Annotated in this window: 16 protein-coding genes and 1 pseudogene; 16 read left to right on the top strand and 1 reads right to left on the bottom strand. The window is 34.7% G+C overall.

Annotated features, from left to right (window positions below):
• The first annotated feature begins 39 nt into the window (after positions 1 to 39).
• The 13 genes from rseP (at position 40) to OPR26_RS03965 (ending at position 17,157) form a co-directional block, all read left to right on the top strand.
• The gene (gene rseP, locus OPR26_RS04025) at positions 40 to 1,158 is read left to right on the top strand and encodes an RIP metalloprotease RseP (protein ID WP_265015528.1); all 1,119 of its coding nucleotides are present in this window, start codon (positions 40 to 42) and stop codon (positions 1,156 to 1,158) included.
• Between the two features lie 7 nt (positions 1,159 to 1,165).
• Positions 1,166 to 3,502 carry an outer membrane protein assembly factor BamA gene (gene bamA / locus OPR26_RS04020; protein WP_265015527.1) on the top strand — a complete coding sequence of 779 codons (2,337 nt, stop codon included), beginning with the start codon at positions 1,166 to 1,168 and terminating at the stop codon, positions 3,500 to 3,502.
• Positions 3,503 to 4,054 carry an OmpH family outer membrane protein gene (locus tag OPR26_RS04015; RefSeq protein WP_265015526.1) on the top strand — a complete coding sequence of 184 codons (552 nt, stop codon included), beginning with the start codon at positions 3,503 to 3,505 and terminating at the stop codon, positions 4,052 to 4,054.
• Between the two features lie 4 nt (positions 4,055 to 4,058).
• On the top strand, positions 4,059 to 4,508 hold the full coding sequence (gene fabZ, locus OPR26_RS04010; protein ID WP_187296816.1) for a 3-hydroxyacyl-ACP dehydratase FabZ: 450 nt from the start codon (positions 4,059 to 4,061) through the stop codon (positions 4,506 to 4,508).
• A 52-nt stretch (positions 4,509 to 4,560) separates the two neighbouring features.
• Entirely contained in the window at positions 4,561 to 7,452 is a 2,892-nt protein-coding gene (locus OPR26_RS04005) for an FAD-dependent oxidoreductase (protein ID WP_265015525.1), read from the top strand.
• 303 nt (positions 7,453 to 7,755) lie between these two features.
• Positions 7,756 to 9,315 (top strand): proton-conducting transporter transmembrane domain-containing protein, encoded by a 1,560-nt coding sequence (locus OPR26_RS04000; protein WP_265015524.1) that lies wholly within the window; start codon positions 7,756 to 7,758, stop codon positions 9,313 to 9,315.
• Positions 9,300 to 10,643, top strand: coding sequence for a signal recognition particle protein (gene ffh, locus OPR26_RS03995; RefSeq protein WP_265015523.1), 1,344 nt, complete (start codon positions 9,300 to 9,302; stop codon positions 10,641 to 10,643). The genes OPR26_RS04000 and ffh overlap by 16 nt, the downstream gene beginning before the upstream one ends.
• 207 nt (positions 10,644 to 10,850) lie before the next feature.
• Positions 10,851 to 11,603 (top strand): 5'/3'-nucleotidase SurE, encoded by a 753-nt coding sequence (surE, locus tag OPR26_RS03990; RefSeq protein ID WP_265015522.1) that lies wholly within the window; start codon positions 10,851 to 10,853, stop codon positions 11,601 to 11,603.
• 223 nt (positions 11,604 to 11,826) lie between these two features.
• On the top strand, positions 11,827 to 12,135 hold the full coding sequence (locus OPR26_RS03985; RefSeq protein WP_265015521.1) for a transposase: 309 nt from the start codon (positions 11,827 to 11,829) through the stop codon (positions 12,133 to 12,135).
• 10 nt (positions 12,136 to 12,145) lie between these two features.
• Positions 12,146 to 12,646 (top strand): IS630 family transposase, encoded by a 501-nt coding sequence (locus tag OPR26_RS07350; protein WP_320157077.1) that lies wholly within the window; start codon positions 12,146 to 12,148, stop codon positions 12,644 to 12,646.
• A 1,120-nt stretch (positions 12,647 to 13,766) separates the two neighbouring features.
• Positions 13,767 to 15,674: an excinuclease ABC subunit UvrB gene (uvrB, locus tag OPR26_RS03975; RefSeq protein ID WP_265015520.1), complete on the top strand. Its 1,908-nt coding sequence runs from the start codon at positions 13,767 to 13,769 to the stop codon at positions 15,672 to 15,674.
• 194 nt (positions 15,675 to 15,868) lie between these two features.
• A complete protein-coding gene (locus tag OPR26_RS03970; protein WP_265015519.1) occupies positions 15,869 to 16,378 on the top strand; it encodes a hypothetical protein in 510 nt (169 codons plus the stop codon).
• Positions 16,379 to 16,404: 26 nt separating this feature from the next.
• Complete coding sequence (locus OPR26_RS03965) at positions 16,405 to 17,157, top strand: IS5 family transposase (protein ID WP_264702259.1); 753 nt, start codon at positions 16,405 to 16,407, stop codon at positions 17,155 to 17,157.
• Between the two features lie 241 nt (positions 17,158 to 17,398).
• Here OPR26_RS03965 and OPR26_RS03960 read toward each other — a convergent pair whose 3' ends face one another.
• Positions 17,399 to 18,877, bottom strand: coding sequence for a hypothetical protein (locus tag OPR26_RS03960; RefSeq protein WP_265015518.1), 1,479 nt, complete (start codon positions 18,875 to 18,877; stop codon positions 17,399 to 17,401).
• A gap of 942 nt (positions 18,878 to 19,819) precedes the next feature.
• Here OPR26_RS03960 and OPR26_RS03955 point away from each other — a divergent pair.
• From OPR26_RS03955 to OPR26_RS03945, 3 genes and pseudogenes are all read left to right on the top strand, one after another.
• Positions 19,820 to 20,851 (top strand): extracellular solute-binding protein, encoded by a 1,032-nt coding sequence (locus tag OPR26_RS03955; protein WP_265015517.1) that lies wholly within the window; start codon positions 19,820 to 19,822, stop codon positions 20,849 to 20,851.
• A gap of 203 nt (positions 20,852 to 21,054) precedes the next feature.
• Positions 21,055 to 21,939: an aspartate carbamoyltransferase catalytic subunit gene (locus tag OPR26_RS03950; protein WP_265015516.1), complete on the top strand. Its 885-nt coding sequence runs from the start codon at positions 21,055 to 21,057 to the stop codon at positions 21,937 to 21,939.
• A gap of 320 nt (positions 21,940 to 22,259) precedes the next feature.
• Positions 22,260 to 22,412: pseudogene (locus OPR26_RS03945) on the top strand (IS4 family transposase); the annotation flags it as partial.
• Positions 22,413 to 22,435: the final 23 nt, after the last annotated feature.

The raw sequence follows: 22,435 nt of genomic DNA, 5'->3' as shown, positions 1-22,435 counted from the left end.
TTAATATACTTAACATTTTGTTAAGATTTAAATATACAGGTGGAGTTAATTTCTAATCTTATCCATCAATTTAGCGATGGAATATATTATTTTTTATCATTTGCTTTAATAATTTCTGTCATAGTATTCGTGCATGAATATGGACATTATATTGTTGCTAAAGCATGCAAAGTTAAAGTTGAATCTTTTTCTATAGGTTTTGGTCCTGAAGTTTTTGGTTTTAACGATAAGTCTGGAACTAGATGGAAATTAAGCGCTGTTCCATTGGGTGGTTACGTTAAAATGCTAGGGGATAGCAATGCAGCAAGCGTCCCGGCTGATCAACAAGAATTAACTGAAGAAGAAAAGTTGTATTCATTTCATACAAAACCACGATACAAGAAAGCAGCAGTAATTTTTGCAGGACCTTTTGCAAATATGATACTTGCTGTTATAGCTTTTACAGTATTTTTTAGCACGGCAGGTTATTACCACACTCCACCGGTGATTAGGGATGTAATTGAAGGAAGTGCAGCCAAACAAGCTGGCCTATTACCAGGTGACACTATTACACAAATCAATGAGCATAAAATAAAATACTTTGAAGATATCTCACGTGTGATAATGTCGAACCCCAAGACGAGAATGGAAATTAAATATAGCAGAAATAATGAGGAGCGTAGAACTAGCCTGACTCCATTGACAGTTGAGGGTAGAGACGTCTTTGGCAATATAATAGAAAGAGAAACTATAGGGATTATTTCAGTCAATACATTAAAGCAGTCGTCTTTTCTTGGGGCTGTGAGCTTATCAGTAAGTGAAACTTACCACACTATGTGCTTAACGATCAAAGCTATCTTTCAAATTATTGTTGGTAAGAGAAGTGCAAGTGAAATAGGTGGACCAATAAAAATTGCAAAATATTCAGGGCAATCAGCCAAAAAAGGATTTATTATGGTTGTGTATCTTATGGCAATTATTTCAGCTAATTTAGCTGCGATTAACTTGCTACCAATTCCGCTACTGGATGGTGGGCATTTATTTCGTTATATTATAGAAGCAGTTATACGTAGAGATTTAAGTTTGAAATATCAAAAATATGAGGCTACCTTTGGTACTTTCATTTTGTTCTTGCTGATGGCAATTGCAATTTCGAATGATATTAGGAGTCTTTTTTAAAATAAATATGAAAAAGCTATTTTACATACTAATAGTAATTTTTATCTCCTTTCCCGCTCTACTTGTTGCTTTAGAAAATAAGGAAAAAGTACAGATAAAAGATATCAAATGCATTGGCAATGAGCGAGTAAGCAATCAAACAATAGGGTTTTATATAAAGTTAGAACCTGGTAGCTATGTAGACGACGATGATATAGATTCAATTATAAAAGGTTTATATCAAACAAAGTTGTTTGCTAGCGTTAACGCTTATGTTGATGATGAAAAAAATTTAGTAGTAAAAATTCAAGAAAATCCACTAATTAACAAGATAATATTAAAGGGTAATAAATTATTTAACAGCAAAGAGTTACTAAATAATGTGATTCAGTCAAAATTGCTAACTATTTTCACTGAAACAAAATTGCAAAACGATTTAATGAATTTAATCACTACTTATAGAAATAATGGTAAGGTTGGTGTTAACGTTGCATATGAGCTGAATAAGCTTGATAGTAATAGGGTCAATCTAATTTTTAAAATAAAAGAAGGTAAAACCTCTAAAATTAAGGATATAAGATTTATAGGCAACAAAAACTTTTCTGAAAATAAGCTAGAGCAAGTTATCAAAAGACATAGTAACGATATATTTAGTAAGTTATTTAGAGCCATTTTTAAGGGCGGAACTCGTTATTCACCACAATATTTATTGATTAATACAGAATTGCTTGATCGTTTTTATTCATCTAAAGGATATATTCAAAATAATATTCAACCGATTGTTGAGGTTGATAATAACAATCAGATAGAGTTGACTTTTTTGATTGACGAAGGACAGCAGTATTTGTTTGGAAATAATGAGGTTAATATTGAAACTGAAATTCAGGATTTGAGCCTAAAAGAAGAAATATTGGATTTTATAACAGAGGAAAACGATAAGATATTTAATAGAGTTAAAATTAATAATACAGTAGAAAAAATAAACAAATATTTAAATGAGAAAGGATATATATTTGCAAAAGTTAATCCAGAGTATGCACAACGTGACAATGTTGTAGATGTGACCTACAGAGTGCTGCCGGGTAAAAAGATTTATATAAATCAAATTACAATTGATGGTAACGATCGCACTTTAGATAAAGTGATCAGAAGTAAGCTAAGTGTAGCAGAAGGTGATGCGTACAATATATCTGAGATTCAAAAGTCACGTAAAAAACTAATGAGTAGTGATTTTTTTGAAACAGTGAAAGTAAATAGTTACGCAGTTAATGACGATGCAGTAAATCTTGACTTAAATGTTAAAGAAAAAAGAACTGCCTCATTATCTTTAGCAGGAGGTATGTCCTTTCCTGGCGGAGTATTTGTAAAAACTGATTTCACAGATCGTAATTTATTTGGTAGTGGTAAAGAGCTCTCTTTTGCTCTTGAGAAAAATAAATATTCACTTTCTACTAATGTAGAGGTTGTTGAAAATAATTTTAACGATTCTGATACATCACTAGGTGTGGGCATATTTTATGAAAAACAAGATAAACCACACACTAGCTTCGATAGTTGTGACATGGGATTTTCAACAAAATTATCATACAAAGTTATAGAAAACTTAACTAATTCCATTCGCTACTCTTACAAGTATAACCGTATAAACATGGATAATAAGGGTGGAAAAGACAATGACATTTCTGATATAATAAAGGGGCAAGAAGGTGAACATCAGATTTCATCAGTAGGATACACATTAGCGTATAATAAACTGGATAATCTTTATGCTCCAAAAGAAGGATATTTATTGCGTATAAGTCAGGATATTTCAGGATTGGGAGGGAATGTAAACTTCCTAAAATCTGAGTTCTTGTCTTTTTACACGCATCCTATATTAAGTAAAATTGACGATAGCATAATACTACGCTTTAAGATGGCGGCAGGTCATATTTTTTCTTATACCGATGAAGATTTAAACATTGGCCAGCACTTTTTTAAAGGGGGTAATGAGATTAGAGGGTTTGACCTTTCCGGTATTGGACCAAGAGCAGAAGACAAAAATAAAAGCTCATTGGGAGGCAAAACTTATTTTAATCTAACACAGCAAGTGGATTTTCCTCTACCAAAACTATATGACTATGCTGGTATCAAAGGCTCATTATTTGTTGACTATGCGACACTTTTTGGCTTAGATGATAAAAATGGGAAATATAAAGATCCATATAATGATAGTAAGCTTATAAGAGTGTCACCAGGTTTTGGCTTTTCAATGCCTTCTCCTTTTGGTAGACTTAGATTGGATTTCGGGTTTCCTTTAGTAAAGGAATCTTATGATATAGTACCATCACCAAATGTTAAATTTTCTATTGAAGCGGGGATTTGAATGAAATATATACAGTTATTTATATCAGTTATTGCCTTAATTATTTCCTTATTTGTGGGGTATAAGTTTGTAGGATATCAACCTCAGAACACAAAGGCTGCAATTATCGATAGTGACAAAGTCATCAATGAATCTCTTGCTCTGCAAAATATACAACAACAAATAAAGGAGCAGAATTCTAGATTACAACAAGAATTCGAAAATGAGTTAGAAAAACTTAAGCCATCAAAAGAAGAATTTGACCTTTTGTCAGAAGAAGCAAAAAAGGAAAAGACAGGACAATTTAATAAGCATACTGTAAATACTAGAGATAATTACGCTAAAAAAATGTTACATTTAGAAGAAAGCTATAGAGACGCAGTAGAGAGTGTTTTTAATAAAATAAAAGAAGTTGCTAAAAGAACGGCAGAAAAAAACAACATAGATTTGGTACTATTTATTTCAAAAAAGAACCAAGTTTTATACTCCATGGATGAAGTTGATTTATCAGATGTGGTATTAAACAATATAAACAAAGAAATACCTGAATTTGCTTTAAAAGGCATTGAATAGACTTATGCAATTTAATATCAGTGATATTATAAAAATACTACCACATTCTTATCCGTTTCTCTTAGTAGATAGGGTTATAGAGTGTGATCCTGGTAAAAGTATAAAAGCAATCAAAAATGTGACTTTCAATGAGCCATTTTTTATTGGCCATTTCCCTGGTCATCCAATAATGCCAGGAGTCTTGATAATTGAATCTCTAGCTCAAGCATCTGCTATATGTGTTCTTGGTAAAGAAAGTCAAGGTACAATAGAAAACAAAGCTATTTACTTTATGTCTATTGAAAATGCAAAATTCAGAAAGCCAGTCACTCCAGGGGACACACTGATTCTGCAAGCTAATGTTAAAAACGCACGTTTAAGTGCATGTAAATTTGAGTGTATTGCGTGTGTTGGTGAAGAAAAGGTTGCAGAAGCAACGATTTTAGCTATGTTGCAAAACACGCAAATTCAGTAATTTTCATCTATAAAAAACTATCTCTATAGTGTGCGCACTATATAATATAGCAATGCAACTGAATTTCAACATCTCATTTTCGAATCTATATACTCGTGATGGATTAATAAAATTAGATGAGACATTTTTGAATTATATTAAATCATGTGATGAAAGCTTGTTTTGTTCATTAATTGAAGCAAGAGAAAAAGCAGCTTCTTCTTCGATGTCATCCCAGTGTCACCTCCCATCATCCCAGTGTCACCCCCCGTCATCCCAGTGCTTGACACTGGGATCTAGAAAACAAGAAGAACGGATCCCAGTGTCAGCTACTTGGATGACAGATAGTCAGTTAATAATAGACCTCTCATATTTACTTGATGAATTTATTGCAAAACTTTTCAATATTGAAAAAGAAATAGAGGAGCTAAAGAAAAAACACAATGACTTTGCTGTAATATATAAATGCAAAAGGTTATTTGTCCAACGCTACGCATTGAAGAAATACACTAATGTGGCGAATATAGATATTACTAACAAACTAAGTCATTTTCTCACTTTGCCAACAACAGAAAAAAATTTTGCCAAGCAGGTGATGCATTGGTTTGAAGATAAAGAAAATCACAAAGAAGAAATAGAACTTGCAGCACAATATGCAGCGTGGAGAGTAAAAAATAAACAGAGTATACTCTTTAGTATCCATAGGAAAATTGACCATGAAAATCTCATACCATTTTCTAAAAAAGAAGTAGACAAAGTTGAAGTGCTGTATTCAAATGAAGTAAAAAGACGATATGGTTTTGATCTAACAAGCAAAAAGGTGAGTTTGAATAAAGCATTAGATAACGCTCACTACTGCATATTCTGTCATAAGCAGAATAAGGATAGCTGCTCAAAGGGGCTAATTAATAACGACAATACTTTTAAACAATCCCCACTAAAAGTTGAGCTGCATGGCTGCCCACTAGAACAGAAAATATCAGAAATGAATCTGATGAAAAGCGAAGGCTACAGCATAGCAAGCCTTGCAATTGTGATGATAGATAACCCATTATGTGCGGCTACTGGGCACAGAATATGCAATGACTGCATGAACTCTTGCATATATCAGAAACAAGAACCCGTGAATGTGCCAATGATTGAAACAAGGATTTTGGATGATATGCTTAGTTTACCGTACGGATTTGAAATATATTCTCTGCTCAGCCGTTGGAATCCTTTAAATTTTCAGCGTTCATTGCCAAGAGAAAACACCGGAAAAAACGTTCTAGTTGCAGGCCTTGGTCCTGCTGGTTTTAATTTAGCTCATCATTTGTTGAATGATGGACATAACGTTATCGCCATTGATGGACTAAAGATTGAACCTTTGATTGATAATTTCCAGCTAATTAAAGATTTCAAACACGAAAAATTGAGTGAACGCACGGCAGATGGGTTTGGTGGGGTGGCAGAATATGGCATTACTTCTCGGTGGGATAAGAATTACTTAAAAATTATCAGGTTATTACTAGAAAGACGTGAAAATTTTGCACTTTATGGGGGCATTCGTTTTGGTGGCACGATTAATGTTGATGATGCTTTCAACTTGGGTTTTGATCACATCGCCCTAGCACTTGGCTCTGGCAAGCCACGAATGATCAAAATAAAGAATATACTAGCTCGTGGAGTGCGTATGGCATCTGACTTTCTTATGTCGTTACAATTGACTGGCGCTCTTAAATTTGATTCTATAGCAAATCTGCAAGTGCGCATGCCGATAGTTGTCATAGGTGCGGGGCTTACTGCGATTGACACTGCTACTGAAGCTTTAGCGTATTATCCAATTCAAGTAGAAAAATTTCTTCTTCGTTATGAGATATTAGTTGATAAGTATGGAAAGGACTGTGTTGAAAAAGATTGGACAGAAGAAGAGCGCGAAATTGCGAATGAATTTATATCGCACGCACAATTGATCCAAGCAGAGCAAGAGTTAGCAAAAAAAGAGAGTAGAGAAATAAAAATATTAGAGTTAATGCAGAGCTTGGGGGGAGTGAAAGTTGTATATAGAAAAGAGCTAAAAGATTCACCAAGTTATCGATTAAATAGCGAAGAGGTGCAAAATGCACTGTCAGAAGGGATTTATTTTATTGAAAACTTAGAACCAGTTGAAGTTGTGACGAATAAATATAACCATGCTGAATCAATAAAACTAATAGACACAAAATCCGGCGAAATCAAACGTATAAAAGCACGTTCTATTTTTATAGCAGCAGGTACTGAGCCAAATACAGTTATTGCAACAGAAGATAAAAAGCATTTTAAATTAAGTAATGGGTATTTTACTCATTTGAATTCATCAGGAAAAGAAATAGATCCAATATTCTCTCCTAAAATGCAAAATAAAGATAGAATATTAGTATATAAGCAAGGCAATAAAACAATTAGCTTTTTTGGTGATCTTCATCCTTCGTATAGCGGCAGCGTCGTGAAAGCTATGGCAAGTGCTAAGAACGGTTACCCTATTATTTCTCAGCTTTTGAGTGGAGTTAATAGCTTCGTTTCTGTCATTCCAGTGTGTGATGTTGTGGGCCAGAAAAAAAATGCGTGGTCAAGTGTTGAAGACCTGGCTAACAAAGAATTCTTTAATAAGATCAAAGAGCAATTCACTGCAAAGGTTATAAAAGTTCAATATTTAACAGACAAAGTTGTGGAAATAGTGATCAAAGCACCACTTGCGGCAAAGAATTTTAAGCCTGGGCAATTCTTTAGATTGCAAAATTTTGAAACCAATGGCAGAAAAGCCAATGATACGAAGCTTGCTATGGAAGGTATAGCCGTAACCGGCACTGAAGTAGACAAAAAAAAAGGATTTATTTCCACTATTGTGCTTGAAACCGGCGGCTCCACTAATTTATGCAGACACTTAAGGGAAGGCGAGCAAATAATTCTTATGGGCCCAACTGGCAGCCCTACTGAGGTTTACTAAGTCTCAATATTAAAGTGATGCCAAATTTTATTTCAAAAAGTAAATAATTTACTAACGCTCGTGCACAAATTAAAAATAAATTATGCACGAGTGTAGCGTTATGAATTAGGAGTGCTATATTAAAGCTTACCTCACTATTAAAGCTATCGGTCAGATTAGATTAAAAACCTAATCTGACCGGTTTCTCTATAACCCTCTAAACCCTGATATAATTATATGATAATTAGTTTAATTAGTGGTTAATATGCAAATTGATTTTATTCATATATTGAGATAGCATAAACCATATTGGTTTTAATTATTGTGCAACTTTATAAATCGTCACTGTTACTTCTACTGACTGTATTAATAGTTATAGTCCTAAAATTACCTGAAAATTTGAGCATTGCAGTAAATTGGTCTCTCCCAATTCTAGATTTTGATTTATCTTTTCGTACCATACTAATATCTTTTTTATCAGTTGCATTTTTAGCTGTTCTACCAGCACAAAATTTGACTTTTTCAGAGATGCTATCTTTTGCTGCTTACACTATTAGTTCACTTTATGCAGTTTTATCTGAACATATGATATTGGTTATAATATTCTGTGAATTAATGACCGTCAGTGCATTTTTTACTATCGCAGCTGGCTGTAGAGATAGTGGACCTGCAATAAGGTACGCTTGTGTACACTTTTTCGTTGGAGTTATATTAATAGCAGGATTGGCACTGCAAAGTACTAGCCTGATAATTTTAGGTTTATTGATAAACTGCGCTTGTTTTCCTTTTTCGTTTTGGGTTGTCGATGCATATCCTGCTGCATCGCTACATGGCACTACATATCTCTCTTTATTTACCACTAAAGTCTCTTTTTTAGTGATGCTTTTACACACTTATAACCTATGGCAAGATTGTACTGAAATATTAGCGCTTGTAGGCGCCATCACTGCAATTTACAGCATTATATTTGCTTCTCTTGAGCAAAATATTCGTAGATTTTTATGCTATAATATTGTAGGACAAGTGGGCTTGCTGATTATTGCAGGAGGTTTACTCAGCCCTTCGGAAAAGGCAATACCAATTTTGATACTGCATATAATCTTCTCCCTTGTTTATCAATCATTATTGTTTGTGGTCAGCAATTCGATTATTTCACGAACAAAAACAATTAGTTTTAATGGAGTAGGTAAACTGATGTCAGTGGAAGGCATGTGTGCTATAATCGCAATATTTACAATGGCTGCATTTCCTGGAACTGCTGGATTTATCAGTAAATCATATATCACAGCTGAAATTGAAATGAACACTGTTGCCTTAAAAGGGTATAAAAATTTATATAAGGTTCTAAATTTGCTGCTTCATTTAAGCGTGGGGCTAAAGTTTCTTTATTACTTATTTATTGCAAAAAGTAAGTCAAAACCTTTAGCAGAGATGGGTGGCAAAATGACTATGATCATTTTAGCATTTATATGCGTAATCACTGGCAATCCTTACTTAGCTATTTACAATAAATCTTCGATTTTCGATTTTGTGTACAACACAAAAAATATTTTGTCGCAATTTAATTTGTTACTATGTACCACTTTATTGTTTATTCCTTTACGCAAGTTATTTTACCCGAGAATAAATTTTAAAATGGATGTTGATTGGACTTTTAGAGCTTTCATACCCTATATTGTCTTGCTGTTCAATAAGTTAGTCTCTAAAACTAGAGAAATGTTTGCCAGCATAGTGCAAAACTTGACTAATTCACTTGCTGGTTTATACTTTAATAATATTACTAAACTTAAAGAAGTGCTGGATTATAACTCAGTGAGTTTTGTTTCAGCTTCTTCTCTCTTTTTAATGAGTATTCTACTAACGCTATTATGTTTAAATCGTTAACTGAAAGTTTAAATTCTGTATTTAGTAAACTGAGAGGAAAGTCAATCATTTCTGAAGATGATTTTAATCTTGCCATGCGTGAAATACGTATAGCTTTAATTGAAGCTGACGTTTCACTTGAAGTTGCAAAAAAATTCATCAACGACATTAAAGATAAAGTGATTGGGGAAAAAGTCATAAAAAGTGTTTCTCCAGCACAAATGATAATTAAAATTGTGCAGGATAATTTAGTTGCAGTTCTCGGATCAGAGAAAAGTGACTTAAATCTAGCAGTTAAACCCCCTGCTGTGATTATGATGGTGGGCTTACAAGGTGCAGGTAAAACAACCACCTCAGGAAAGCTTGCTTTAAAGCTAAAAAAGCAAAAGAAAAAAGTGATGCTTGCCTCTTTAGACATTTATAGGCCGGCTGCCCAGAAACAACTTGAGGTGCTGGGTAAACAAATAGACGTACAAACTTTATCTATAGTAATAAATGAGGAGCCTATTGCAATTACAAAAAGGGCACTGGCAGCAGCAAAGAACGATAATTATGATGTATTAATACTAGACACCGCAGGCAGGCTTCATATTGACAATAATATGATGAATGAGTTGAAAGCCGTAAAGGAAATAGCTTCACCTGCAGAAGTTATTTTAGTAGCCGACGCAATGATAGGCCAGGATGCGGTCAACATTGCCAAATCATTCAATGAGGTAATAGGTGTAACCGGCATTATTCTTACCCGTGTTGATGGTGATGCACGTGGTGGTGCTGCTCTTTCTATGAAAATGATCACCGATTGTCCAATTAAATTTATTGCTTGTGGTGAAAAATTAAGTGATCTCGATGATTTTTATCCAGATAGAATTGCAAAAAGGATACTTAGCATGGGTGATGTTGTCTCATTGGTTGAAAAAGCTGCTGAGATTGTTGGTCAGGAAGAAATTGATAAGTTACAAAAGAAAGTAAAAAAGGGTAAATTCGACCTAAACGACCTAGTGGGAATGTTAAAAACTCTCAATAAAATGGATGGTATTAGCAACATAATGAAATTCATTCCTAGTTCATTCACAAAAAAGCTAAGTAGCAGTGTGCCAGATGACAATAAAGTGAAAAAATATATAGCCATCATAAACTCAATGACCGAAAAAGAAAGGCAAAATCCAGATATTTTAAATGGCAAAAGAAGACTTAGAATTTCTAAGGGGTCCGGAACAAGTGTAACTGACGTTAATCTTTTGATTAAGCAGTATAATCAAATGAGCTCTATGGTAAATAAGTTCAGTAAAGTTGACCATAGTAAACTCAAAGAATCTGATTTGATGGATATGCTAAGCAGAAAGTAAGAGACCTTACCTTTAGCTATATCAAAAGCCGGCTTAGGTCTCGCAAAAAATTTACAGCTTCCCTGTTTGCACTCCTAACCTTTTCTTATTGATTAACAGCAGGTTCTTTGTTACAGTTCATAGTTATGCAAAAAAACTTAAAGCCTCATGAGCTTATTTACAGCCAGTGATTTACATAATTTGGAACTGTATAGCTGAGTATTGTATATGATAATATTAATAACAAACGATGATGGTTTTGGAAGTGAAGGAATAAAATTACTCAAAGAGGTTGCACGGAATTTTGCGTCAGAAATATGGATAGTGGCACCAGATACTGATAGAAGCGGGGCTGCAAGATCTCTTGATTATCCAGTGAAACAATCTATTGGAATAAAACAACATAGTGAAAGGGAATTTAGTGTGTCTGGTACTCCTGCAGATTGTGTCATTATTGCGCTAAATAAAGTTATGAATAAAAAACCAGACTTAATATTGTCCGGAGTAAATATTGGATCAAATGTCGGGGACGATATTTGTTATTCAGGAACAATTGGTGCTGTAATGGAAGGTGCTGCAAGGTCTATACCTTCTATTGCGCTGAGCCAAGTTTATCATGATAAAATAGACTGGCACAATACAAAGGTTTTTGCACCAAAGGTTATTGCCAAGCTAATTAAGGTTGGTTGGCCTAAAAACATAGTGATGAGTGTAAATTTTCCTGCTACGGAAAAAGTGAAAGGAGTAGAATTTGCTGAACAAGGTGAATATAACATTGATGGGGATTTAACTTTTACTGAAAATTCGAATGGCTCTTTTAGCTTAAATTGGTCTCGAGAGCACTCAGGCAGTGGTAGTGTAAATAAAATAAAAGAAGGATTTATTACTATCACACCAGTAAAATTAGATTTTACAGATTATGATACATTGAATGCTATGAAAAATTCTTGTGCAGACGAATTTTCTTCTATAGCTGACTAAGAAAAACATTTGCATTGCTCCTAATTGATGTTTTGTATCCGTTCAGCGGAGCGGTAAAATAAAAAGTAGACAAGGAGTGCTAAAAACATAATATCACAAGTAAGTATGTGTGGTAAATATGTCTGATCTACTATAGTACTTCCCAAAGTAAATGATAAAGGTATAATAAGCTATTTGAGTTATAATGGCGTATAGTGTGGATTTAAGGGAAAAGGCAGTATCGATGATAGAAAAAGGAAAGACAAAGGTTGAGGTGGCGGAGCTTCTGGAGATAGGAATAGCAACACTGTACCGCTGGTTAAAAAAGAAAGCCGCTGGTAAAAGCCTAAGGCCATCTAAAAACGGCAGCTTTATTCGAAAAATAGACCCAAAAATACTCGAAGAATATGTTCAAAAGAATCCAGATCATACGCTGGCAGAGATGAAACAAAATCTTGGATTTGGAATAAATTCAATTTGGTATAGACTAAAACAGCTAAGAATTACTTTAAAAAAAAGTCACACTATATCAAGAGCGCAATCAAGAAGATAGGCAGCGATTTATCGATAAAATCTCAAAAATAGACCATTCTAGCATCTTATATATAGATGAAGCAGGAGTTGACAATAGGTTATACCGAGAGTATGGACGTGCTCCAAGAGGGAAGAAAATTTATGCAGATATCCCAGGAAGAAAACGAGAGAGAATCAGTATAGTAGCCGGGTGGATTGAAAAGAGATTTATTGCACCAATGACTTTCAAAGGTGGGTGTGACAAAGAGGTATTTAATACATGGTTGGAGAAGATATTATTACCTAAATTGCCACCTGGTACAACCATAGTTATGGATAATGCTACATTTCATAAGACCCATAAAACAAAATCATTAATAGAGTCTTTTGGCTGTCATTTGCTGTATCTTCCAACATATTCACCAGATTTGAATCCCATAGAACACTGTTGGCATACCATCAAAAGCCGCCTCAGACCTCTAATGTATAAATATACAGACTTACAACTTTTGGTTGGTAATACCATAATGGAAATTTATCATTCATTTTAGAAAATACTATATGATGTCATCCAAGTAGCCCCTTTCTTGTCATCCGAGTAGCTTGACTACTTGGATCCAGAAGACTTAATTTCAACCAAGTGGCTGCATAATAAAGTCTGGATTCCAGTGCCAAGCACTGGAATGACATCCTCCCTTGTGGAAATTGCTCTCAAATCACAATGTTTGTACAGCTATGCAAACACAAAGGTGTCATCCAAGTAGCTGACACTGGGATCCAGGAAAAAGAATGGTGTCATGAAAGTAGCTGACACTGATTCCTTTATGATGGTGTCATCCCAGTGCCCAGACACTGGGATCCAGAAAAGTTTGCTTGTAAGCAAGCAAACTAGCACAGAAAGTGGTTACAACGTTTTCAATGAGATTATATGGAAAACTGGATCCCAGTGTCAAACACTGGGATGACAAGGTATAAACCTTATTGTCACGCCGCCACGAACCGTCATACCGCCGCGGTATCTCTAGATCCCGCTAACACGTAGCGGGATGACGATTGTCGTTTAGCCATAAATATTAAGGAATTTACCAAATAAAAAAAAAGGCAAAAGAAACCCTAGTCATTGTCTATTTTCAGTATTGGCGTTTTTTAAGTCTTAAACGCTGCAATTTAGCTGCTTTTAAATGCAACTAACCTTAGCTATAAATGTTTAAGAAATTTACTAGGCAGAAAAAAAGGCAAAGAAAACCCGTGGTAGCTAGTTATTACACTCTCTATTTTAAAATTTGACGTTGGGTGATGTCTTGAACGCTTTATAAGCGCGTTTCAGCTTGTATAGGTAAAAACCTAGAAATTTGATAAAGACATACGGTGCACATAGTGCAAAGAATTAAACAATAGTACGCCAAATACAAGTTTTCTTGTCATTTTAATCTGCTGCAGAGATTGCGAAGTTAAATAAAATAGCTTCAGTTTCATGATAAGGGGGCTGGCGAGGTTTGTCAAGCAAGTTTTTCGTTTCTATTCCCAAGAAAAGTTCGTTATATGTTTATGCAAGAAGTCTATTGTTGGTTAATGTTTTATGGCTTTACGGAAAGTTTATAGCTATACAACTTATCTTAAAAGCAATATAGTGTTCACTATGCAATGAATCAAAGATAGTAAGTAAAGTCTATGGAATTTCAAATCGCTACACATTTTCAACCGGCTGGGGATCAACCACAGGCAATCGATAGCTTAATTGCAGGGCTAAATAGCAATAAAAGAGATCAAGTTTTACTTGGGGTTACTGGTTCTGGGAAAACTTTCACTATGGCAAATGTTATAGCAAGGACAAACAGACCTGCGCTGATCATGGCACACAATAAAACCTTAGCAGCACAACTTTATGAGGAAATGAAAGGATTATTTCCCAATAATGCTGTTGGATACTTCATTTCTTATTATGATTACTATCAGCCCGAAGCTTATTTGCCGCAAACTGATACTTATATCGAAAAAGACTCTGCAATCAACGACAGAATTGACATGCTGCGTTATTCTGCCGTCTGCTCCCTCTTGGAGCGCAGGGACACGATTGTAGTTGCCAGTGTTTCTTGCATATACGGTCTTGGTTCGCCTGAAAGCTACCGCAGCATGACTATATCTTTGAGTGTTGGAGATAAAATTCATGTTAATGATTTCTTGAGTAGCTTAGCTGATCTCCAATACAAGCGCTCTGATACCAGGTTTGAGAGAGGATATTTCAGAGTGCGTGGCGATATTATCGATATATTTCCTGCCTACTATGAAAATAAAGCTTGGCGTTTATCGCTGCTTGGTGATGAAATAGAAGAAATTTCTGAAATTGATGCTATAACGAGTAATATTACCAAAAGCCTAAATACAATCACCATTTTTCCAAACAGCTATCACATTACATCACGTGAGACTCTGTTGCAGACAGTTGAGCTAATCAAAAAAGAGCTGCATGAACGCTTGGATTATTACTACTTGCAAAACAAGATTGTTGAAGCAAAGCGCCTCGAGCAACGCACTAATTTTGATATCGAAATGATGAGAACAACAGGAATATGTAAAGGTATTGAAAATTATTCGCGTTATCTCTATGGAATGGAAGCTGGGGATCCACCGCCTACTTTGTTTGAATATTTACCTAAAGACGTAATTTTATTTGTTGATGAGAGTCATGTCACCGTTCCTCAGGTTGGTGCGATGTACAGTGGTAATGAGGCGCGTAAAAAGAAATTGATTGACTATGGCTTCAGGCTCCCTTCCGCTTTTGATAATCGTCCATTAAAATTTGAAGAATGGGAGGAAGTTAGGCCGCAGACTATTTACATTTCAGCTACTCCCGGAAAGTATGAGTTAGCACAAACCAATAACGTATTTATAGAGCAAGTTATTCGTCCAACAGGGCTTACAGACCCAATCTGCATTGTGAAACCAATAGAGAGTCAAATTGATGATGTAATTCATGAGGCACAAGTGACAATAGGGAAGGGATTTTGTGTTTTAATCACTACATTGACGAAAAAAATGGCTGAAAATTTAGCTGAATATATGAGTGAATTGAATATGAGAGTGAGTTATTTGCATTCTGATATTGGTGCGCTGGAGAGAATAGAAATTATATGTAAATTAAGATCTAAAGAAATCGATGTTTTAGTAGGTGTTAACTTGCTGAGGGAAGGTCTTGATATTCCAGAGTGTGGGTTGGTTGCAATTTTGGATGCTGATAAAGAAGGATTTTTGCGATCGGAAACTTCATTAATTCAAACGATCGGTCGTGCTGCACGTAATGCTGAAGGTAGAGTAATTTTGTATGCAGATAAAATCACTGGTTCTCTGGATCGTGCGTTAAAAGAGACTGAAAGAAGAAGAAAAAAACAAGAAGAACATAATATATTGCACAATATTATCCCAAAGACTATAATAAAACCTATATCAAACACCTTACAGGAGAGGGCAATAGCAGAACCGAAAATAAATACTAATAAGAATGACTTGAGAAAGCAAATGATAGAGCATGCTGAAAATTTAGAGTTTGAAGAAGCAGCAAGAATAAAAAAATTATTGTAAGGTTAAGTAATATATGATGCTATGGGCATAGCATGAAAGTGTAAACAACCTGCTATTCTCCTTCTTACTTTAACTCATCTTTTTGAGCCTTTTGACAATATTTTAGAACTGAAGAAGGAAAGGTGTATTTTTTTATTGACTTATCTGTGTATTACGATAATCACTGAAGAATTAGTGAGTAATGGTTATAGAATATGCATGGTGGGGTACCAAATAGGGAATTTAATGAAAATAATAATCAATGCATTTTAGATAAAGAATTATCTAGCATTTTAAATGAGTTAGAAAGCAATAGAGGTCTATTAGATAATCCCGGTAATATTAAATATATAATTTCTCTTCTAGAAGCAGGAGCTGATCAAAATATACGGAACCAAAATGGAAAAACTCTGTCAGATTATTTTAATGAAAAATCGTTTAACATTTTAAATGAGTTAGAAAGCGATAAAAGTCTATTAAATGGTTTCAATTATACTCAATATATAATGTTTCTTCTAGAAACAGGAGCTAATCCAGATATACAAAACAAAAATAAAGAAATTCTGTCAGATTATTTAAATAAAAAATTGTTTGACATTTTAAATGAGTTAGAAAGCGATAGAAGTCTATTAAATGATTTCAATTATACTCAATATATAATGTTTCTTCTAGGCTCTGTGGACAAAAAATATGAAAAGAGAGAAAAAGATGGTAGTTTAGCCTAATAGGTAAAAAATGGAGAAACTACCATATGCAATATTACATCAAAGAGGAAAATTGGAAACAAATTTTAGAGTTCATAAAAAGCGTAAAAGGAATGCACAGCAAAGATGAAAAACGTTTAAGAATATTCATAGAGGCAGTGTGGTACATAGTGCGAAGTGGTTGCCAATGGAGACTTTTACCAAAAACTTATGGTAATTACAGGAGTATACATAAGCGATTTAAAAGATGGTGTGAAAGAGATGTCTGGAAAAAATTGCTTGAATATACTAAACAAGAGCCTGATTTAGAAGTTGCTATAATCGACGGTACGATCATCCGAGCCCATCCATGTTCATCTGGATATACAAAAAACTCCAAGGATCAAGAAGCTTTAGGGAGGAGCAAAGGTGGCTTTACAACTAAAATACATGCGCTTGTCGATGCACTTGGAAATCCACTTAAATTTACTCTGACTCCTGGTCAAAGAAATGAAATTACGCAGGCACAAGTGTTGACCGAAAGTATCTATAACTCTACTGTAGTAGCTGACAAGGGCTACGATAGCAATGCCTTTGTTACAAGTCTTGAAGACAAGGGATGTACAGTAGTTATTCCGCCAAAACGGAATCGAAAAGTGCAAAGGTATTACGATGAGCATATCTACAAAGAACGTCATTTGATTGAGTGTTTTTTTGGTAAAATTAAAAATTTTAGGCGCATTTTTTCCAGATTTGATAAAACTGCTGAGGTTTTTATGGGTTTTCTCAATTTTGTTGGAGCTCTTGTATGGCTTCTCTAAAATTTTGTCCACAGAGCCTAGCTGACCCAAGCAACACGTCATACCGCCGCGGCGCTAACTAGTAGCGGAATGACGAAGTTATCGTCATGCCACCGCGAACCGTCATACCGCGATTCATTCGCGGTATCTCATCCGCTAACAAGAGATCCTGCTGCGGGATGACGGTTGTCGTTTAGCTATAATTTCCTAAGTTTGCTCACAATCTCTTGACTTGACACATATGTTTTTTTCCCAAATGTTACTATCTTCCTCCTTTTCCTTTCTCAATTTGTGCAACCATTTCCTTAACACTTACTTGTGTGGAAGGAGGATTTTTGCTGACATGAGATTTTGGATCAGATTTTGCTGTTATGTGTTTCGTTGCAGATCTTTTATTTTCTGTTGGAAATGAATGAGATTGTTTTTTCTTCACACCGATATCCGCTTGTGTTGCTGGGGTGGTTTTGCTTTCAGCAAGCCGTACATTAGCATTTCCTTTTACTTGATTTTGCTCAAATTTTTCTTTTAATGCCTTTACTTTACTGCCCATCTCGCGATTAGCTCCTCCTTTCATAGTGGCTGCTGCTACTTTTAGTATCGCCTTACCAGCAGCTTTTTGTGCTGATTTCCTATTGTCTTGATTTTCAGATTTTAGTGGTACTCTTTCAGCTGATTTTTTAAGAATTACTCCTACTACTTTTGGCTCTGTGTTTACTTTTTGGCTTAGATTTTTAGGCTTTGGCGGTACTGCAGGTTTATCTTTGACTACCACTTTCGATTCTTGTCTAACTCCTTGACCAGTAGTAAACATTTTTTTTGGCACTTGCGATGGTTTTAGTGGTACGAGGGATTGAGGTTGTTGTTTCTGCTTACGTTCTCTTTTTGCTTCTATATGTTCTTTAGAAACTGTTGCATAAATTGGCTCTTCTTTGGGCGATTTTGAACTTTGTGAATTTTCTGTTAAAATTTTACTCTTCTTCTCTTGATAATTTGATATGTCTTCATATTCATGCTCTTCATTTAATGAACTTCCATAGCCTAAATCTTCTCTCTGCTCATATAAAGGATTTTCCTTTTGCTTTTTCTCTTGATAATTTGATATGTCTTCATATTCATGCTCTTCATTTAATGAACTTCCATAGCCTAAATCTTCTCTCTGCTCATATAAAGGATTTTCCTTTTGCTTTTTCTCTTGATAATTTGATATGTCTTCATATTCATGCTCTTCATTTAATGAACTTCCATAGCCTGAATCTCCTGCTTGTAGCCCATATAAAGGATTTTCTTCTTGCTTTGACGCTGTTCTATCCTCTAAGTTCGCTCCATACAATCTATGTTCCTCCTGATTTTTTTTACTTTGCTCTAAATCTGAAATTTTCTTTAAAACATTTAGGTATTCGAATGTTATTTTTTCAGCAAGACTGGGCAATTTATCACTAGCAAAATTTCTTATATCGTTATCCTGAATTGAAGCATCTTTTCCCAAGATTTTATTAAATGTTTCCTTGAATATTCCAAAAAACCCTGATGGCTTTTTGTTCACCGGTTCTATATAATTATTCAAGTCACTACATATAACAAACTTAGCTACATCTTCTGCCTTATCTGTAAAACTCTCTAATGTCTGGGATAAATCCCTCACTGTTTTATTATATTGTTCACCAGTGTTTTTCAGCTTTATAGCTTCTATCAAGGAGTCGAGATTTTTTTTATAGTTCTCACTTTTAAATGGATCATTCATACTAATTACAGCTCATTATTTGTTAAAATATAGATCTAAAATATTAAGATCTAGTAAATATTACTTTTGTAATTCATGTAGAACTATAGCTATAATAAGTAATACGTCATACCGCCGCGGTATCTCAAAGCATAGATCCCGCTAACACGTAGCGGAATGACAGCAATCCTACGTCATACCGTCACGGTATCTCAGCCGCTAACACATAGCGGAATTACGAAGTTATCGTCATTCCGCCGCAGACCGTCATACCGCAATTCATTCGCGGTATCTCAAAGCATAGATCCCGCTAACACGTAGCGGGATGACGAGGATGACGGTTGTCGTTTAGCTATAAATGTTTAAGAAATTTACCAAATAAAAAAAAAGGCAAAAGAAGCCCTGTAGTTGGCTAATTACTTACATTATACTTTCAAGTATGGCGTTTTTTTATTCTAAACACTTAATAACCGCGATTTAGTTGCTTTTAAACCGCAACTAATCTAAATTATAAACGTTAAGAAATTTACCAAACAGAAAAAAAGGCAAAAGAAACCCTAGGGTAGCTAGTTATTCACTATCCATTTTTTAAGTTGGCGTTTTTTTATGTTTTAAACGCTTTATAAGCGCGTTTCAGCTTATGTAGGTAGAAGTTTTATAAAGACATAAGGTGCACATAGTGCAAAAAATTAAACATGAGACGCCAGATACGTGAGTTTTTTTGTCATTTAATCTGTACAGAGAAGATAAATAAATAGCTTCAGTATTTATGATAAGGGGGCTGGCGAGGTTTGTCAAGGAAGTTTTATGGCCTAGCGTCACGCGCTGGAATGACAATTTCGATTATTTCATACATTGACTTCGGTAAATCCAAATTATATTAGCTACATCTAACGAATTTTATGCTTGCTAAGATTGCGCTATTTGAGTATCTTTAACTGAAAGAAGTTATTTTTTATCCAAATGAAAAAAGCCTTTATATTCACATCCTTAATAGCAGTTGTATTAGTAGTCATCACTTTTTTGTATAAAAACAGCGAAACTGACAATTCACAAGTAGTGAATGTCTATTCATCGCGCAAAGAAGAATTAGTACGTACTTTATTTGATGAATTTACAAAAAATACAGGCATTAAAGTACGCTACATCATTGATGATTATTCTCAGCTACTTTCACGCATGGAAAATGGCGGTGAAGCTGACTTATTTTTAACTGCAGATGCAGTGAACTTAATTCTAGCAAAAAAAAGAGGGCTTTTATCTCAAGTGGATTCAGAGGTTTTAAAAAGTGTTATACCTGCAAAATTTAGAGACAGTGAAGATTATTGGTTTGGTCTTACAAAAAGAGCTAGGATATTGGTTTACAATAAAGAGTCAGTAGATCCTAAGGACTTAAGTACTTATGAAGATTTAGCAAATGAAAAATGGAAAGGAAAAATATTAGTGCGTTCTTCTACAAGTCCATATAACCGGTCATTGATTGCTTTTATGATTGCAAATAATGGTTTTGAAAAGACGAAAGAATGGGTAAGTGGAATTGTGAGTAATATGGCAAGAAAACCAAGTGGTGGTGATACTGACCAAGTTTATGCTGTAGCTGCTGGTGAAGGAGATGTTGCAATAGTAAATAGTTATTATTTTGCAAGAATTCTTTCATCAGAACATAAAAATAAAAAGAATGTTGCAGACAAGCTAGGGGCTTTTTTTCCTAATCGCAACAATCACGGTGTAATGGTAAACATCAGTGGTGCAGCAGTAACAAAAAACGCAAAAAACAGGGAAAATGCTATAGTCTTATTGGAATTTTTAGTAAGCAAGCAGGCTCAAGAGTTATACGCTAAAAAAAACCAAGAATACCCTATTATTGAAGGCGTTGAAATTTCTGATATACTAAAGTCTTGGGAGAATTATTTACAAAGTGATTTGCCTCTAAGTGAACTTGAAAAGCACCTCCTTGAGGCTGTTATGATAGCGGATGAGTGTAAGTGGAAGTAATCCCCAGTGCCACTAAACACTGGGATGAAAGATTTATGCTAATATGCCTTACTCTTGACTCGCTGAAATTTTTCTTCCTTCTAACTTAATTTTGACTTTACTATCTTTTTCTGTTCTTTCACCAAAACAATTGCTGCACAAGAGGTCTATTGAAAAAAGGTAATAAGGAAGTAGAATAGGTTCAAGTAGTTGAAAAGGAAACTATGAACAAGAGAAGGAATTTGTTAAACATCTCAGACCTTACAGTCGATGATGTAGAAAATATAACTAAGTTGGCCAACCAGTACCTTAAAAAAGAAGCTGCAAATAGTCATATCTTGGAAAATAAGACAGTAATAAATTTATTCTTTGAAGATTCAACGCGTACACTTGCGTCTTTTGAAATAGCAGCAAAAAGCCTTGGAGCAAATGTTGTAACTTTGCCAATAAGATCTTCTTCTATTAACAAGGGAGAAGATCTAAAAGATATGATCAAAACATTAAATGCAATGAATCCTGATTACATAATAATCAGGCATAAAAGTAGTGGTATCATTAATACACTGGCAAAGTATGTTAACTGCTCGCTAATCAATGCAGGCGATGGAAGTAGTGAACATCCAACTCAAGCTCTTGCAGACTATCTTGTAATCAGCAATCACAAAAAGCAAATAAAGGACCTCAAAGTTGTGATATGTGGAGATATTCTGCACAGCAGAGTTGCAAGGTCAAATATAAGGTTGCTAAAAATGTTTGGAGCAGAGATAAGCTTGGTCGCACCACCAACTTTGATTTGTAAGCATTTTCCTGAAGTGGATTCAGTCCATTATTCATTAATTGAAGGTATAAAGGATGCTGATGTAATCATGCTTTTAAGACTGCAGAAAGAGCGCATGAATAATAGTTCTTCAGAGAAAGAATATTTTTATTTGTATGGACTTGATTCACAAAAGCTATCATACGCAAAACCAGATGCGATTGTTATGCACCCAGGGCCAATAAACAGAGGGATTGAGATTAGCAGTGATGTAGCAGATTGTGTTATTTTACAGCAAGTAGAATTCGGATTGGCAATACGTAAGGCAGTGCTGCACTATTATAGATATTAAAAAATGCTACACAACTAATGCGAAAGAAGGGTTTTTTCATGAAATGACGAGAATGGTTTGAGAATAGCCATTAAGATGTTAAGACCGAGGATATGGTGTGGAAGTTTTTATGAAAGCCTGAAGTCAATCAACAACCTTGCAGAACGGCAAATTAGACGGCTATCGTAAAAACAGCTTTTTCACCTGGTCAGAACGTGGAGAAAGATTTGTGGAAAGAATGTTGTCGATATTTTTGACATCACGTCTCAATGGCCAAAATCCCTTCCAAAAGTTACGACTGCTTAGTTCTTTATTCATTCTCACAATCCGTGAACGGTTACTTGTTTTTAGCGTTAAGCAGCAAAATTAATAATTTGAGAATTTTCCTGAAAAAACTTACCACAAACTGGTCACAATTTTCTGTGAAAGACAGATATAGAAAGACTAGAGTATCCACCTTAAGTTCATTGAATTTTCTTACCTTTGCTTCTTAACTTGACGCGTATAGTTTATTTAA

The sequence above is a fragment of the Wolbachia endosymbiont (group A) of Anoplius nigerrimus genome (genome assembly GCF_947251795.1).
Lineage (GTDB): Bacteria > Pseudomonadota > Alphaproteobacteria > Rickettsiales > Anaplasmataceae > Wolbachia.
The sequence above is the reverse complement of the archived record's forward strand: the minus strand, read 5'-3'. Positions and strand labels throughout refer to the sequence as shown.

Bases quoted from the DNA above. Each gene is read 5' to 3' on its own strand.
- OPR26_RS04015 (WP_265015526.1), top strand. From the start codon at position 3,503: ATGAAATATATACAGTTATTTATATCAGTTATTGCCTTAATTATTTCC.
- fabZ (WP_187296816.1), top strand. From the start codon at position 4,059: ATGCAATTTAATATCAGTGATATTATAAAAATACTACCACATTCTTAT.
- bamA (WP_265015527.1), top strand. From the start codon at position 1,166: ATGAAAAAGCTATTTTACATACTAATAGTAATTTTTATCTCCTTTCCC.
- OPR26_RS03985 (WP_265015521.1), top strand. From the start codon at position 11,827: ATGATAGAAAAAGGAAAGACAAAGGTTGAGGTGGCGGAGCTTCTGGAG.
- OPR26_RS03950 (WP_265015516.1), top strand. From the start codon at position 21,055: ATGAACAAGAGAAGGAATTTGTTAAACATCTCAGACCTTACAGTCGAT.
- OPR26_RS04005 (WP_265015525.1), top strand. From the start codon at position 4,561: ATGCAACTGAATTTCAACATCTCATTTTCGAATCTATATACTCGTGAT.
- surE (WP_265015522.1), top strand. From the start codon at position 10,851: ATGATAATATTAATAACAAACGATGATGGTTTTGGAAGTGAAGGAATA.
- OPR26_RS03955 (WP_265015517.1), top strand. From the start codon at position 19,820: ATGAAAAAAGCCTTTATATTCACATCCTTAATAGCAGTTGTATTAGTA.
- OPR26_RS03960 (WP_265015518.1), bottom strand. From the start codon at position 18,877: ATGAATGATCCATTTAAAAGTGAGAACTATAAAAAAAATCTCGACTCC.
- OPR26_RS03970 (WP_265015519.1), top strand. From the start codon at position 15,869: ATGCATGGTGGGGTACCAAATAGGGAATTTAATGAAAATAATAATCAA.
- uvrB (WP_265015520.1), top strand. From the start codon at position 13,767: ATGGAATTTCAAATCGCTACACATTTTCAACCGGCTGGGGATCAACCA.
- OPR26_RS03965 (WP_264702259.1), top strand. From the start codon at position 16,405: ATGCAATATTACATCAAAGAGGAAAATTGGAAACAAATTTTAGAGTTC.
- ffh (WP_265015523.1), top strand. From the start codon at position 9,300: ATGTTTAAATCGTTAACTGAAAGTTTAAATTCTGTATTTAGTAAACTG.